Here is a 14,545-nt window from a genome sequence, read left to right as displayed (position 1 = left end):
CCGTTGAGGGACGAACGTGCTGGTACTGGGGTGGGAGCGAGAAGCGGCCTCGTCCTGGGGCGGATCCTGGCTAGCCGGGACCGCGCGTGCTCATGGACTCGACCAGCTGGGCGAGGTGGTCGGCGACATCAGGCAGCTGCGAGCTCGGCAGGGGATGACCACCGGCGTCCACGACCATGAGTTGCTGGTCCGGGCCGCTCTGGCAGGCGAACACGATCGGCGTGGCCGGCCGGTCGCTGCCCGCGAAGATCAGCAACTGGGGGTCCGGCAGCAGCGACCCTTTCGCCGCACGTGCCTCAAGACCGTGGTGATCACGCAGACGCACAGCGATGGCGGACAGGTGACGCCAGCGCTGGTCACGCGAGCACTCGGGCCGTGTTCCGCCGGAGACATCGGTGTCCATGTCCATGGCTGTTCCTCTGTGGCTGGTGGCGATCAGGTCCCGGGATGCGGATGCTGTCGAATCACCGGTGCAGACTGATCGGTCGTGGGGTGCGGCCGGGCGTGACGGGTGCGGGTTCGCTGGTGTAGCCGGCGGGGTCCCGGTCGGGCGGCACGCCCGGCCGCACGTGGCGGTCGGTGGCCAGTGGCACCGCGCTACCGCTGGCCACCGACGTGCTCGCGGGGTGGGGCGTCGGGCCGACCGCCGTCACCTCGTGCGATGGGCCCGGCGCTCCCCTCATCCCCAGCGGTCGCGGGCCTTGAGGCGCGCGGTTCAGCAACCGGTGCAGGTGTGGCGCTGCCGGTCGCCGGGTGGGTGCCGGGCACCGTGTGGGACATGTGTGCGGGCCGCCCAGCGCCCGGCATGGGCGGCCCGCACACCCCTCTCCTGACGGTCGGCAGGAGAGGAGACGGCCCAACCCCGAAACCGGGCCGTGCGGTTCCAGCGCGCCGGCCGGGGCGTGGCCGGTCACTGGGGGTGTCGTCCGACTGAGCTCGGTTCGCGGCATGGCGGCCTGGCGACCTCGGCGGACAACCCTGCACCACAGCCCCCGCCAGGGACCCATACCGGAGTTCACGACGGCGCTCACCACCGTCCCGCTGCGAGGGGTAGTGGCGTTGTGTGCCATGGGAACTCCAAGCCGGACGGTTCAGGCTGATTCGGGGTGGAGTTCTGGTGAGCGAACCGGCGAGCTTGTGCGCTCACCTTCCTCCGTCGTGCAGTGCCAGCACTGTGCTGCCGGGTTCGCGATCGTGTTGGGCCTGTTTGGCATAGCCCGCCGCGCCGTAGATATGACACATTGGCATAACTGCGGGTGGAGAGCTGGTTACGGTGGCTCTAGGGTTGCCCTACGTAATTCGTCAGCCGGCTCGAAGTACACGCACCGCAGGTCACTGGAGGACTTAATCGAATGGGCGGAACTCGCAGTCCTCGCGTTTGCCCAGCCTGCCGATACACCGCGCTGAGCAGCTACAACACCGAACCGTTGTGCAGTTCCTGCACGGCGGCGGCCCGCGAGACCGGCCAACGGGCCAGTTGGATGTGGGACTCCCCGCTGCTGCGTTCGGCACTGGCTCGCCAGGACATGGCGGCCGTGCTGGCGATTTTGCGCGGAGCAATCGGGCTGTCCCAAGTGGATATGGGACAGCTGCTCGGCTGGTCCCAGTCAGCCGTGGGCCGTATCGAGTACGGTCGACGTCACACGCTCAACGACATCGGCGAGATCCTGCGGTTGTGCGATGTGCTGGGAATGCCCCGCAAGGCGCTGCTCCCTCTGATCTTGGGGCGGACGGATGTGACACTGGATGATGACGACGCTGACTTCTGGGGCCCTTCCGAGATGATCGAAGGGGAGATGACACGCCGCGAGTTCGGCGTTCTTGCTGGAGGGCTGGCCGCCGGAGCAGTTCTCCCGGCTCCCGAACGGGTCGATCGCGGCCAAGTCCGGTATCTGCAAGCCAGCCTGGAGCGACTGCGGGACGGAGACCGCATCGCCGGTGGAACGGCTCTGCTGCACGACGCGCGCCGGCTGCTGACCCGCGCCCAGCTGATGCTGGATGAGTCGGACTACACCGACGCGGTAGGCCGGGACCTGCTGGTAGTGACTGCTGATCTGGGCATCGTCACGGCCTGGCTCGCCTATGACGCAGGCGACCAGGAACTCGCCCGTCGCCTCTACACCGAGGCCGAGCTGCTGGCCACCCACTGCGGCGATCCCGAGGTCCAGGTTCATGTCGCGGTGAACATGGCTCAGCAGTCCACCTACCTGGCGCGCGCCACCGGCCGCCGAGGAGCAGCGCGCGAGGCACTGCGGTTCGCCCAGCAAGCCGCCGAGGCGGCCCGGCATCATCCCTCACCCACGCTGCACGGTTTGATCGCGCTGCGCCAGGCGCTCGCCTACGCCGAACTCGGCGACCAGATCGCCTTCCGCCGGCAGATCGCGACTGCACGGTGTGAGGTCGATCGCGGCCGTCATGAATCCGACCGGCGATGGACACTGTTTGTGTCGCACTCAGAGATCGACGGTTATGAGGCGATGGGGTATGCGCGGTTGGAACAGCCCGTCCGTGCGATCCCGCTGTACCAGCGGGTCCTGGAAGATGGCGAGCGGTCGCCGCGCGACCATGCCTACTACCGGGCCCGCTTGGCCGCCGCCACTGCCGACGCCGGTGATGGCCACGAAGCGATTCGGCAGGGGCTGGAGGTCCTTCCCGACTTGGGCGGCCGCATGACCTCCAAGCGGGTGCTGCGCGAGCTGGCGCCGGTCCGGGACCTGGCGGCCAAGACCGCGGCCGAGGCGTTCGTGGAGCAGTACGACCGCGCGGCCCGCGACCTCGGGCGGCTCAGCGCCTGACCTTCAGCGACCCACAGGAAGGGAGTGTGATCGGCATGGTGACGTTCACTCGCTACGACGGCGAGCAGGCCCGCAAACTCCATGACACCGTCCGTCAGGTCCACACGGCTGCCTACGCCGAGCGGATCCAAGCTGGGGATCCGTTCTCGGCTCCCGAGGCGTTCATGGACCGGTTCGACGCCTACATCCAGCGTGACGGGTTCGATCTGGTGATCGCCTACGCCGATGACGGGCAACCGATCGCACAGGCGTGGGGATGGCCGCTCCCGACCGACACCGGCTGGTGGACGGGGTTGCAGCCTGACCCCGAACTCAACCCGGCCCTGGACATCGCTGAGTTCACCCACGAGGACGGAACCCGCACTTTCGCGTTGTCGGAACTGATGGTCGACCAAACCGAGGCCGGACACGGACTCGGCCACCGCCTCCACGACGAACTGCTGGGCGCTCGGACCGAGCAGCGCGCCACACTGCTGGTGCGCCCCGACAACCCGGCTGGCGAGGCGTACCAGCGATGGGGCTGGCGGCCCGTCGCACGGCTCCGACCGACCATGCCGAACGCTCCACAGTTCCACGTGTTGATCTTGAAACTGCCGTTGAGCCGTTAGCGTGATGCGTGCTACGTGTGCGTAATGGCTGATCCTCTTCAGTCGCATTTCCCCAGGCACGCAAATTGAGTGCGATGGCGAGCGCTGTCGAAACTCCTCACGCACAAGGGGGCCGTGCTGAAGATGCGGCTTGCGACGAGCGCTGATCGGCCGCAGGTCGCCCACTTGGTGGAGGCCCGGTGCGTCTGGATGGAGGCGTGTGGGCCGACTATAGACTTCGCCGGTGGAGTTCGAGATGTGGTGGGGATGTGATTTTCAAGCCGTTCCCAAGGATCCGAAGCTGCCGTTCAGCTACTCCGACGTACAGTTTGTTGGAGGTGGCTCATGTGTGGCGCACGCTGTCGCCAAAGGTTCCACCCTGCCGGTATGTGGAGGCAGGTCCCTCCAGCACACCTATCACGAGCCCTGGGACGTGCCGCTTCCCCAAGGGTTCGAGCGATGCCCGGGCTGCCTTGTGAGCCAGCCGATCCGCTCGGATCGGCGACCTCGATGACCACACCCTCGCCCTTCGAAGAGATTCCTCAAGATCCATCAGAAACCCCTTAGCCGCCAGACACAACGCCGCAGCCTGCGACAGCGAAGGATCCTGGGCCATGCGCGATTTCGTGCTGACGTCCCACCAGGCCTCTAGAGGTGAGCTGTACCGGCCAGCTGTTCTACGAGCAACTGGCCGTGGAACCTTTCTAGAAGCGTCGGCAGGTCAGCTTGCGAGGGATGTGGGGTTTGAGCTTCCGGTTCTCGTCAAGATCTCGCTCACTCACCAGGCCCGGCAAAGGAGGGAAGCACTGGGGGTAGGTGATCGGGGTGGTCAGCCAGCCATACATGAACTGGGTCATCGGGACGTGGTCGATGACCCCGTCAGGCATCTGCCGTCCCCACACCGCGGTCGGCCACTGCGAGGGTTCTCCTTGGGTGAGCCAGCCGAAGGTATTGCCGTCCACGTCAAATCCCCATGACAGGAACCCGCCTGGTTCCGGCCAGGCCGCCAACGGGTGAAACTGGGGGTAGTCGTCGCGCAAGGCCCGATACCGATCCCCCTGGGCGCGCATGGCCTGGGCGTAGGTCGGCTCGATGAACTCCCGGGGGTCGCTGATCCCCAGAAAGTCGTTCCCGAAAGAACTAGCGCCGTAGATCTGGATGAAGGCCACAAAGTCCGGGGGCAGGGCGGTGCCCAACTCCTCAAAAACTTGCTCCCACTCCAGCAGTTGCCGCGATGGTGGCGGGAGGGTCTCCAACGCGTCAAAGGCCGGCTCCCAGAGGGGTTCTGGCTCGGGCGGCTCGACTTGCGCGCGGAACTTCTCCAGGTAGGGGAACTCGCCCATGTAAAAATCTCCCGATCTGTGGGCACGCTGATGATCCTTATCAGCGCAAGGTGGTCACGTCACACCGTCATCACTACAAGAAGCACCCGACAGTTTGAGTCGATGTTGGATGCGCCGCGAACGCAGTTCCCTTCCCATGCCCACCTCGCCCCAGGAGACCTGTGGCTGGCTGTCGGCGGCTGCGGCCATACTGCCTGGGTGCAGGATGAGGATCGCCTGGTGGAGAGACTGAAGGATCGCGTCTTCGGTCGCTGCGACACCCGCGTCTGGCTGTCGAACCACTCATGGTCGCAGGTCGAGAGCAGTTGGGACATGCCGCACCACCAGCGGCGCCCTCCGGCCACCCCAGCCCAGGTCGACGCGGTCGAGGCAGCGCTCGGGCGCCCCTTGCCCCGGCTGCTGCGCCGCATCTACACCGAGATCGCCAGCGGCGGTATCGGGCCGGGCCCCTCCGGCTTCACCCCGCTCACCACCGACCCGGCCAGGCCTGGTCGCCAGTCGATCCTTGAGTCCGCGGTGGCCGACCCCCACACCGGCCGCCCCCAGTGGGTGACGCTGGTCTGCGGCGGCTGCGCTCAGGACTACTACCTCTCGCTGACCGCACCTCACCTGGTCTGCTACGTCGACTGGAACCTCGCTCCTGTCCACCTGCCAGGTCCGTGGCCGCTGGAACAGTGCGTCGTGCATGTCACCGCAACACTGAACCGATGGCTGGAGCAGTGGGCGCAAGGCCGCCACCTGCTACTCAACGAGTACGGGCTGTGGCGCGGCCAGGAGGGCTTCCCATTTGCCGCCGCCCCGCTGTCCTTCACCGACCTTCCTTCCGATGGCTCCTACGCACCGTCGCCGGTTCAAGACCCCTGGGGCCCAGAAGCCGCACAGATCTAGCCGGGGTGGCTTGTGTGTAGTGAGCTTTCTGTGCAGCTCACCTGCCTCTTCGAAGGCGGGCTGCGCCAGGCCCTGGCAACGGCCGCCGAGCTGGACGGTCCGTGCCAGGGTCTCGGCGCACTGATGGTGGTGGACGGCTGCAGCGACCGGGCGCTGTGTGACCCCGACCCGCCGCCGGCCCCGGCGAACATGGGGCGTTACCGCAAACCGGCCCGGGCGTGAGCTCCCGGCGGGAGCAAGGATGCCCATGCAACGGAGGTCCTGGGCCTCTGGGCCTGTCCGCCCTGGTTGTGCGGCCGCCGGGGCGGGTGATCCCCAGAACGCGGTTCGCCGTGGCGGCGGCCGGGGCGAACGGCGCACCGCCCAGGCATGACCACCGCGCGCTCGAACGCGACGCTCACCACCAGGACGACGCGCACCCCACCGGGAACCGCCGGGCTGCATCTGCTGGCGCGCCTGCTGGCGGTGTTGACGCATCCCCGACGTCTGGCGACTGATCTACGTCTAGACGATCTGGGACCGCGGCCTGATGTCACACGCTTGCGGTCATCCGGCGTCGGTCTCCTCAGTTGGCCATTGCAGCAGGTACTGAACCCGCTCGCGCGCTTCCTCCCTGACGGGGTCGGGCATGTCCGGGGTGGACAGCCGCGTCAGATGGGGCATCGTTTTATCCTGGCCTACCAGCGCCATCTCCGACACCAGCCGCATCATCCAACGCGGCTCCACCCAAGGCGCGGGGGAGCCGTCCAGGACCACCGCAGCCCGACCATCCCCCGCCAGAGAAGGAAAGCATCCCGGGACCCGCACGTCGAGAGCCCCTCAGGGCAGCCGCGACGGCCGGGCCGGACCCGCACGGTCAGGACGGGCCCAGCCCGGCGGCGCGTTCAGGAGAGGAACGGGCCAGGCGCCCGGCCGCGGCGAACAGCACGAGACCGACCGACATCGCCGACGCCGCGGCGGCAGGCAGCGCGACGGGACCGTGCAAGGACAGCAGCGCCCCGCCCAGACCGCCGCCACCGGCCACACCCAGGTAGACCGCACTGCTGTTGAGCGCCAACGCCTGGGGACCCGCGGGACCGGCCAGCGCCAGCAGGCGGGCCGAGGTCGGGGGAGGCACCGACCAGGCGGCCATGGACCAGCCCAGCAGGAACGGCAGAACGGCCGCCAAGGGAACAGGACGCAGCGCCCAGGACACCAGCAGCGCGAGCATGGCCGCGATGAACAGGACCCCGCCGCCGAGCATGGCCCGGCCCGGCCCCCAGCGGTCGGTGAGACGGCCGCCGAGCTGGCCGCCGGCGATGCCGGCCAGACCCGACAGCACGAAGACCAGCCCAAGACCGCCGCCACCGGTGCCCGACAACCCGCCCAGCACCGGCGCCAGATAGGTCAGGACCACCATGTTGCCCAGCACTCCTGTCCCGGCGGCGACCAGCCCCACCAGCACGGCGGGCGACCCCAGCGGCGCCAGTCGCTCCCGAAGGGTGCTGGCGGCGACCGGCGGCGGCTCGGGCAGCGTGCGCCACAGAGCGGTCACAGCGCACGCGCCCAGCACCCCGCACAGCACGAACGCGTGACGCCAGCCCGCGGCCGCCGCGATCCAGGTACCCAGCGGCACACCGACCACGAACGAACCGGTCAGCCCTGTCATCACCAGCGCCAGGAAACGGCCCTGCCGCTCCGGTGGGGCCAGCGCGGCGGCGGTGGCCAGCGCGGCGGGCACCACCACGGCCGCCGCCAGCGCGGCCACCACCCGCAACGCCATCAACGCGGCGTATCCCGAGACCGCCGCGACGGCCAGGTTGGCGACCGTGAAGGCCAGCAGCGCCCAGGTGAACAGGCGACGGCGCGGCCAGGTGGCCGTCACCACCGCCGCCACCGGCGAGGCGACGGCGAAGGTGACCGAGAAGACGGTGACCAGCTGCCCGGCGGCCGCCTGCGTGACGCCCAGATCGGCGGCCAGGCCGGGCAGGATCCCGGCGACGATGTAGTCGTCGGTGGAGAAGGCGAAGGTCGCCAGGGCCAGCGCGAGCAGCCAGGCGGGAGGGAGGCGGCGGCGCGGCGTGGGCGCGGCGCGCAGGCGGTTGCCGGGGGAGGGGGACATCGGGTCCTTCCGGGAGAGCACAGTTTAGGAAACGGTCGTCACCCTAACTGTGGGTGCCACATTAGGCAACAAGTGTTTCCCTAGCGCTAGACTGCCCGCGTCCCCACCCCGAGGAGAGGCCATGGCCAGGCCCCGCGACCCCCACCGCCGCGACGAACTGCTCGACGCCACCGTCGACTACCTCGCCACCAACGGCCTGTCCACCCTCTCCATGCGCCCCCTCGCCGAACACCTCGGACACAGCACGCGCGTCCTGACCCACCACTTCGCCGACAAAAGCGAACTCCTGACAGCCGTTCTCACCCGCCTGGACGAACAACAGCGACAACGACTCCGCGCCCTCCCCGGCTGGGACGGCGAACGCGGCATGGGCGACATCATCCGCGCCACATGGCGATGGCAGCTGGCCGAGGAGAACCTGCCCTTCACCCGACTCGTCCACGAGATCGAAGGACTCGCCGCCGGAGGCAGGCTCCACGGCCAGGTCACCCGCCTGCTCGCCGACCGGATCGCATTTGTGGCCGCCGCCTTCCGAGCCCGCGGCGTCCCCGAGAACGCGGCCCTGCGCTACGCCACCCTCCAGAACGCGACCTTCGCCGGACTCCAGCTCGACTACCTCAACACCGGCGACCGCGAACGCGCCGAAGCTGGCATCGAATGGCTGGCCGACCAGGCCGACCGCTGGATCGCCGAATCGACCTGAACGTCCCGGCGCCCACCCCGGCGGCCCGGACCGCGCCGGGACGCAGGAGCCGCACAAGCCGGCCCACCTGCATCCATGCACCCACCAGACAGAAACTGAATTCTGCCCCCTCGCCGGTGATCCCGCGAATGCCGGTTACGACACGAAGAGTGCAAGGAACCACAACGTCAAGCTCGCAAAGTCACACGCAGTCCGCGACGACGCTCGAGCACGCTCGTCGATGCATGGTCACAAACGAATCTGCTTCCAGGCCAGACCGTTCCTCCATTCATCAAGCTCCAAAGCCCAGCCTGTCACTACCCGGTGAGCACACTGCAGGTCATCACACTCGGTGCCGAAGTGGCGGTCCGGCCCGCCGTCGCGATACTCCAGCACGAACCCGCGACCGCCCCCAGCAACCTGAAAGTAGGTCTGACCACCACCCTCGGTTCGTTCGACAATGAAGAAGTCCTCATCGCCGTTGGCGATGTCCTCAAAGAGCATGAACAGCAGGTCCTCAGACGGATCGTCGTAGATCTCGCCCGTCTCCGTCGTCGCACGCAAGGAAGCAATGGCCACTCGTCCAGCTTGCCGCGATCTACCGACTTGGATCGCAGCGACTGCGCGCATGCTGGGCCTCTCAGTGACTAGATTCGTCCACGTCCTTCACCTGCTGCCTGACACCTGCAAGGTCCACCTAAGAGAAGGTGACGCACATGGGCAAACCTCCGCCGCCGCCCGGTGCTGCGCTGGTGGCTGCCCTGCCGGAGGTGGAGCAGTTGCTCGACCGGCTGGCGACGGCGCTGGGTCCGGCGCTGGGCGACAGTCACCAGGCATGGGAGCGGCACGGCAGCGGCGACGGCTACACCGAGGCGATGGCGGAGCTGCTCAAGAGTCTGCGCCTGGCAGCGGAGGCGGTGCAGGCCGCGCACGCCGGCGACCACGCCGCGGCACACCACAGCCTGCGCGACCTTCAAGACGCTACGGCGGCTGCGGTCGGACACGTCCGTGATGTCCGCGCGGCCGCCACCGACCGGACGCAGCTGGTTGCCCTGGACACCGGCGAGGCCTTGGACCGCCGGGCGGCGGGCAAGGTCTATGTCACCGCGATGACGGTTCACCTCGCCGCCGAACTGGACACCGGCGATGATGATGACGATGGCGGTGACGAGGACGGAGACGTTCGGCCGAGCGCACGCATCACCAACCGGTTGGACATCACGCTGGTCGACGCCGCCGCAAACCCCGTGGTGGCCTGGGCCGGTCACCACCAGCCGTTGGCCCTGGACGGCCGCACCCATCAGGACCTGGCAGCGGCCGCCCGCCTCATCGCCGAGGCCTACGACCGCTACCTGCACCGCACCTTGCCACAAGCCTCCCTGCGCATCACCCCCGGCCCCGAGCAGACCAGCGAGGACCCGTGAGTCCCCCCGTCTCCAACAGCGAGTCCCCGACCCCGGCCAGCAGCGGGTGCGGGTGATGGTGCCCGACTTGGTCGAGGACAGTCTGCCCGACTGGTCCCCGCTGGAGGAGGTGCCGGAGGACTGGGAACTGCAGTCGGTGCCTGCGGGCATGGAGCCGATGCGGCTGCGTCCGCCGATCACCGGCGGCATCGCCCACCAGGCGCTGGGCCGGTGTCGGCGAGGGGTTGACGGCTCTATGGAGTTGGTCAAGCAGAGGCCAGGCTGGCAGATCCACCTTCAGGTGCTTATGATGTCCGCGATGAAGAACAACTCCTCATACGGATTGGGGGAATCGTTCGCGCAAGGTGAGTGCTGATGGCACCCCACTTCGCGAACATTCCGGCCCATCTGCTGATGTGGCAGCGTGTGCGTGAGTACGCCGTACCACTGTCCATGATCGAGACTGCGACCGCACGGCGTGCGGTCGGTGACTGGGCCGGGGCCTGCGCCTCCGCTCGGATCAACATCGATTTCGATCTACGCGCCGTGCGCAACCGCTACGGCACCGAGTTCGTCACCCGCCTGAGAGCGGATCTGCGCCGGCTGGCACCGGATCTGCTTCGCTGGCACATGCCCCGCATCGCTCCCCACGGGCGGCTCCGGCCCGGCCTGACCATCTCCCTCACCCGTTATGGCAGGCCCGGCACCACGCCGTTGCAGTTGGTGGTGCGAACACCGCCGGCTTGGGCGGATGCTGGCCAACGGATGTCGCTGGCCCTCTGGGACGAGCACGGTGACAACGCACCGAGGCACCATCCGCACCCACATCCCGACCGGCGTTTCCGGCTCGACCTGCACCGGCATCTGTGGGACTCCAGTCGGTGCGGCGAACTGGCGGCTCGCTGCGGTGCGGACGCCGCGCCGCCCCCGGCGCCTCCCGACCGGCCCCATCCGCTCGCCTGGCTCGAAGAGCCGGTCCACCCCGATCCCTCCGACATCAACGATCACTCGTGGGCGTCGGCGCGGTGGGCCGCCGAGGCCGAGCTGTTGCTGAGGGCGGAGGGCGACTCCGGCGGGGTTTTCACCGTGCGGCTCGGCGCACGTGACCGCAGGGCGTTCGCACTCGTTGCCCCCGATGACCACCATGTCCCGACGTTCCGGCCACTTCGAGAGCCGCTGCCGCCCCAGGTGGTCGCGGCGCTGCCGGTGCTACCGGAGGCGGCGGCCCGGACCCTTCCGGATCTGGCATTGCTGCGGGCCGGGCTGGTCGCCGCCGATGGACTGCATCCGCTCGTGGCCAAGGCGTTGTCGGCGCCGGGAGCAGAACCCGCGCCCGGCCCTGAACCTCAGCCCGGCGACCCCCACCGAGTGGTGTGCCGGGGAGAGGTCCACCGGATCGCGCTGCGAGACGGGGTACTGACGGCGGTCGACCATGACCCGGCACAACTGCGCCGGGAAGAGCTGCTGGTGGCACTGGGCGGCCCCGCGCTGCCGTGCCTTCGCGCGATCGACGCGGTGCACCGTGATCCGCAGGCGCTGCCCGCCGTTCGGGAGCGGCTGGGCCACGGCGATGTCTCCGGGGCGCTGGCCGTGGTCGAGGGCCTGCTCGGTCCTGCTGCGGTCCTGCGCGACGGGCCGCTGCGCCAGGCGTTGGAGTCGTCGGCGGCCCGCCAGCTCGACCACGGACTCTTCCGCTCTGGGCTGCGGCCCGTACCCCCTCCCGTAACGCGCAGTCGGACGCGGCTGCGTACCAGCCCAGCACGGGCACGCTGACCGTCCCGCGCTCGACCGCGAATTCCGCACGGCGTGGCCCCACCGGCCATGGCGTCCATTTCGACTACCCCCAGGTGATGCCCATGACCTCCAATGCCCTTCCGTCCACCTCAGTCCTGACGACCGGGATGTCCGCCGACGCATCCGGAACCGACCCGCAACTTGTTCTCGCTGACGACCTGCTGGCCCTGCTGCGAACCACCACGACCGAGACGCGCCCCGACGAGCAGCTCGAAGCGCTCACCATGGCCGTGGCAGCCGACCTGCCCGTGCTGCTGTGGGGCGAACCGGGCATCGGCAAGACCGCAGCCCTGACGCAGCTCGCCGCCTCGCTCGACCTGCCGCTGACAACGGTGATCGCCAGCGTCCATGAGCCGACGGACTTCTCCGGACTGCCCATCGTCGGCGACGACCCGGCGACGCACGGAGTGCCCATGGCGCCGCCGCAGTGGGCAGTGGACCTCGTACGCGCCGGACGGGGACTGCTGTTCCTGGACGAACTCTCCACCGCCACCCCGGCCGTCCAGGCCGCGCTGCTCAGGGTCGTGCTGGAGCGCAGGGTCGGCGCGTTGCAACTGCCGCCGGCGGTACGGATCGTGGCCGCCGCCAATCCGCGCGCATCGGCAGCGGACGGATGGGAACTGAGCCCGCCGCTGGCCAACCGATTCGTGCACCTGTACTGGGTCCACGACCGCGACACCGTGGTGCGCGGGCTGGGCGGGGTCTGGCCCCGGGCGCAGCTGCCCCGGCTGGTGCCGGAGAAGCTACCGGAGGCGGTGGCGTACGCCCGGCGGGCGGTCTGCGGATTCCTGCAGGCACGGCCGACACTGATCCACCGGCTGCCGAGCACCGAGACACGGCGCGGCGGGGCCTGGCCCTCACCCCGGAGTTGGGAAGCCGCGCTGACTCTGCTGGCCTTCGGCACGGCGGCGTCCGTCTCCCGGGAGGTGCTGGCGCTGCTGATACGGGGCGCGGTGGGGGACGGGCCAGGACTCGAACTTCTCGCCCATCTGGACCGGATGGACCTGCCAGACCCCGAGACACTGCTGGCCGATCCCGCATCGGCCGAGCTGCCGACGAGGGGAGATCTCCGTCAGGCGACCCTGGAGGCGGTCGTGGCCGCGGTGGGCGCACGGCCACAGCGGGAGCGCTGGGAGGCGGGCTGGAGGGTACTGGTCCGAGCGCTGGAGACCGGTGCCGCAGACCTGCTGGTCGCCCCGGCGATGGTCCTGGCCTCGCTGCGGCGTGACGACTGGGAGGTGCCGGAGTCGGTGGAACGGCTGGCTGGAGTGATCGGCCTGGCCCAGCGGGCGGATCAGTCGGTACGGCGCGCCACGGGGCCGGCCGACGCCGTGCGCACGGCGGGGGCGGGCCGATGACAAGGACCTCAAAGTCTCCGACGGTCCGACCCGCACCGCCGCACCGAGCGCGGACCGCCGTCCCGGCACGCCCGACCGGCCCCGACGAGCCGCACCGACCGCCCGGCCTTCCGCTGGAGCTGGACAAGCTGCTGGCCGCTCGACTGCACGCGGTCAAGGTCCGTCCCTATCTGGCGAGCGCGCTCTTCGCGCTGCATGTTGTGGAGGACCCGTCAGTACCGACGATGGCGGTGGACGCACACTGGCGCTGCTATGTCTCTCCCGCCTTCGTCGCGCGCACCCCGGTGGAGGAACTGGCAGGCGTCTGGGTGCACGAGGTCTCCCATCTGCTGCGAGACCATCACCGACGGGCAGAGCGGTACGCGAAAGAACAGGGGAAGGACGGACCGGGTGAACGGCTGCGGCGCAACATCGCCGCCGACTTCGAGATCAACGACGACATCTACGGCGACGGCCTTCCCCAGCCCGCCGGGGCGGCCCTGCCCTCGATGCTGAGGCTGCCCGACGGGATGCTCATGGAGGAGTACCTGCGGACAACGTCGCTGTCCGCGCTCACACCGGACCTGGCCTGGCTGGACTGCGGCAGCGGGGCCGACGGACAGGGCCGTCCGTGGGAGTTGGGACCCAACGGGGCACACGGCCTGAGCAGACAACAGCGGGACGCGGTGCGCTTCCGGGTCGCCGAGGCCATCAAGGGCCGGCCGGGCACCGCGCCGAAGGGCTGGCGCCGCTGGGCCGACGAGGCGTTCCATCCGCCCCAGCCGTGGCGGCAGTTGCTGGGGGCAGCGGTCCGCTCGGCCGCGGGAGCCTGTGGGGCAGGGGAAGACCACAGCTATCGGCGTCCGTCCCGGCGCTCAGTCGCCGTCCCCGGCGTGCTCCTGCCGAGCCTGCGCCGTACGCCGCCCCGAGTCTGCGTGGTGATCGACACATCCGGATCGGTCAGCGATGCCGAACTGGGGAGCGCACTGCTGGAGGTGGCGGCGATCTCGCGGGCGGTGAGCGGACGGCGCGACCTGGTATCGGTGATCTCCTGCGACGCGGCGGCCAGGATCGCCGTCCCCCTCTGCCAAGCCGAGAACCTCGAACTGATCGGTGGCGGAGGAACGGATCTGCGCTCGGGTTTCACCCGGGCGCTCCGCTCCCGGCCCCGCCCGGACGTGATCGTCGCCCTGACGGACGGCCAGACGCCCTGGCCCGCCGAGCAGCCCCCTTGCCGCACCGTAGTGGGACTCTTTCCTCGTCCAGTGGGCACAGTGAACGAGAACAACCCCGACTATGTCCCGGACGGCCCACCGTATTGGGCCCGCGTTGTCACGATCGGCTGAGAAGCACGAGGGATACGGCTCGTCCCAAGGGTTGGGTCCGGCCAGTTCAGCGAGATGTCGGGTTGCGGTGGCACGGCAACGTGCCGCCGCAACCCGACACTGACGCAGTTGAGGGTGTAGGCCGAGAATGTAGAGCTGTTGGACGGTTGGATGTGAGTCGTCAGGGGGCGCGAACGTCGTGCTTCTCGCGGTTTGCGAGGACCTCGGCCATGTGTGCCTGCGCCCAGTTTCTGAGCCCGCGGGTCATGTGGTGGAGCGAGAGGCCGAGA

General features: G+C 69.3%; 15 protein-coding genes. 10 read left to right on the top strand and 5 right to left on the bottom strand.

All coding sequences use genetic code 11. The annotated features are described in order from the left end of the window. Positions 1-70 precede the first annotated feature (70 nt). Entirely contained in the window at positions 71-409 is a 339-nt protein-coding gene (locus tag AKI01S_RS22600; protein WP_067821385.1) for a hypothetical protein, read from the bottom strand. A 1,072-nt stretch (positions 410-1,481) separates the two neighbouring features. Between AKI01S_RS22600 and AKI01S_RS22590 the strand changes: the two genes are divergently transcribed. Together AKI01S_RS22590 and AKI01S_RS22585 are read left to right on the top strand one after the other, a co-directional pair. Beyond that, positions 1,482-2,795, top strand: a complete 1,314-nt coding sequence (locus tag AKI01S_RS22590; RefSeq protein ID WP_067821377.1) for a helix-turn-helix domain-containing protein — start codon at positions 1,482-1,484, stop codon at positions 2,793-2,795. 26 nt (positions 2,796-2,821) lie between these two features. After that, positions 2,822-3,403 (top strand): GNAT family N-acetyltransferase, encoded by a 582-nt coding sequence (locus AKI01S_RS22585; protein WP_218009771.1) that lies wholly within the window; start codon positions 2,822-2,824, stop codon positions 3,401-3,403. Between the two features lie 683 nt (positions 3,404-4,086). On the opposite strand, the gene AKI01S_RS22580 is transcribed toward AKI01S_RS22585, so the two are convergent. Further along, complete coding sequence (locus tag AKI01S_RS22580) at positions 4,087-4,725, bottom strand: SMI1/KNR4 family protein (protein WP_067821374.1); 639 nt, start codon at positions 4,723-4,725, stop codon at positions 4,087-4,089. Positions 4,726-4,743: 18 nt separating this feature from the next. Here AKI01S_RS22580 and AKI01S_RS22575 point away from each other — a divergent pair, with 18 nt between their 5' ends. Beyond that, a complete protein-coding gene (locus tag AKI01S_RS22575) occupies positions 4,744-5,613 on the top strand; it encodes a hypothetical protein (RefSeq protein ID WP_157420026.1) in 870 nt (289 codons plus the stop codon). Positions 5,614-5,643: 30 nt separating this feature from the next. Continuing rightward, the gene (locus tag AKI01S_RS22570; protein WP_067821368.1) at positions 5,644-5,835 is read left to right on the top strand and encodes a hypothetical protein; all 192 of its coding nucleotides are present in this window, start codon (positions 5,644-5,646) and stop codon (positions 5,833-5,835) included. Between the two features lie 324 nt (positions 5,836-6,159). On the opposite strand, the gene AKI01S_RS22565 is transcribed toward AKI01S_RS22570, so the two are convergent. Further along, positions 6,160-6,324 (bottom strand): hypothetical protein, encoded by a 165-nt coding sequence (locus AKI01S_RS22565; RefSeq protein ID WP_157420024.1) that lies wholly within the window; start codon positions 6,322-6,324, stop codon positions 6,160-6,162. Positions 6,325-6,469: 145 nt separating this feature from the next. Further along, on the bottom strand, positions 6,470-7,714 hold the full coding sequence (locus AKI01S_RS22560) for an MFS transporter (protein WP_067821361.1): 1,245 nt from the start codon (positions 7,712-7,714) through the stop codon (positions 6,470-6,472). A gap of 121 nt (positions 7,715-7,835) precedes the next feature. Here AKI01S_RS22560 and AKI01S_RS22555 point away from each other — a divergent pair, with 121 nt between their 5' ends. Further along, positions 7,836-8,417 (top strand): TetR/AcrR family transcriptional regulator, encoded by a 582-nt coding sequence (locus AKI01S_RS22555; protein WP_067821358.1) that lies wholly within the window; start codon positions 7,836-7,838, stop codon positions 8,415-8,417. A 228-nt stretch (positions 8,418-8,645) separates the two neighbouring features. On the opposite strand, the gene AKI01S_RS22550 is transcribed toward AKI01S_RS22555, so the two are convergent. Further along, complete coding sequence (locus tag AKI01S_RS22550; protein ID WP_067821355.1) at positions 8,646-8,975, bottom strand: hypothetical protein; 330 nt, start codon at positions 8,973-8,975, stop codon at positions 8,646-8,648. Between the two features lie 137 nt (positions 8,976-9,112). On the opposite strand from AKI01S_RS22550, the gene AKI01S_RS22545 reads away from it, so the two are divergent. The 5 genes from AKI01S_RS22545 (at position 9,113) to AKI01S_RS22525 (ending at position 14,276) form a co-directional block, all read left to right on the top strand. Then, entirely contained in the window at positions 9,113-9,820 is a 708-nt protein-coding gene (locus AKI01S_RS22545; protein ID WP_157420022.1) for a hypothetical protein, read from the top strand. Between the two features lie 67 nt (positions 9,821-9,887). Next, positions 9,888-10,175, top strand: a complete 288-nt coding sequence (locus tag AKI01S_RS22540; protein ID WP_157420020.1) for a hypothetical protein — start codon at positions 9,888-9,890, stop codon at positions 10,173-10,175. Continuing rightward, on the top strand, positions 10,175-11,572 hold the full coding sequence (locus AKI01S_RS49380; protein ID WP_084000084.1) for a hypothetical protein: 1,398 nt from the start codon (positions 10,175-10,177) through the stop codon (positions 11,570-11,572). The genes AKI01S_RS22540 and AKI01S_RS49380 overlap by 1 nt, the downstream gene beginning before the upstream one ends. 83 nt (positions 11,573-11,655) lie before the next feature. Next, the gene (locus AKI01S_RS22530; RefSeq protein ID WP_067821343.1) at positions 11,656-12,951 is read left to right on the top strand and encodes an AAA family ATPase; all 1,296 of its coding nucleotides are present in this window, start codon (positions 11,656-11,658) and stop codon (positions 12,949-12,951) included. A 113-nt stretch (positions 12,952-13,064) separates the two neighbouring features. Next, on the top strand, positions 13,065-14,276 hold the full coding sequence (locus tag AKI01S_RS22525; RefSeq protein ID WP_245681733.1) for a vWA domain-containing protein: 1,212 nt from the start codon (positions 13,065-13,067) through the stop codon (positions 14,274-14,276). The last annotated feature ends 269 nt before the right edge of the window (positions 14,277-14,545 follow it).

Origin of the sequence: Actinomadura kijaniata NBRC 14229 (genome assembly GCF_001552175.1) — a bacterium.
Taxonomy (GTDB): domain Bacteria; phylum Actinomycetota; class Actinomycetes; order Streptosporangiales; family Streptosporangiaceae; genus Spirillospora; species Spirillospora kijaniata.
Note: the sequence above shows the minus strand (reverse complement) of the source record. Positions and strands in the feature narration are given on the sequence as shown.